The sequence below is a fragment of the Cellulomonas sp. GbtcB1 genome (assembly GCF_019091725.1).
Classification (GTDB): domain Bacteria; phylum Actinomycetota; class Actinomycetes; order Actinomycetales; family Cellulomonadaceae; genus Cellulomonas.
On the sequence record NZ_JAGXJG010000634.1, the window covers coordinates 1 to 232 of the forward strand.

General features: G+C 81.9%; 1 protein-coding gene. It reads right to left on the minus strand.

What is annotated here, in order from left to right; translation table 11 throughout:
- Positions 1-232, minus strand: a 232-nt coding sequence (locus KVT14_RS21615; RefSeq protein WP_217617413.1) for a hypothetical protein, incomplete at both ends; no start/stop codon positions are given.

The following is a 232-nucleotide window of genomic DNA, read 5'->3' on the forward strand; positions in this document are numbered from 1 at the left end:
CGAGGACCGCGCCCAGGAGGGTCGATCCCACCCCCGTGACCGCGACGGCGACGAGCCGGGCGCGTGGGCGGCGGGGGTCACCGGCCGGCGGCAGGCGGCGTGCGACGGCCAGCACCCCGGCGCCGACCAGGCCCCCCAGCAGCGCGGCGGGCACCGCGCCCAGCAGGAGGATCAGCACCGCGTACCCGAGGGACCCGGCACGGACCTCGGGGGCGCCGGCCCCCGTGAGCGC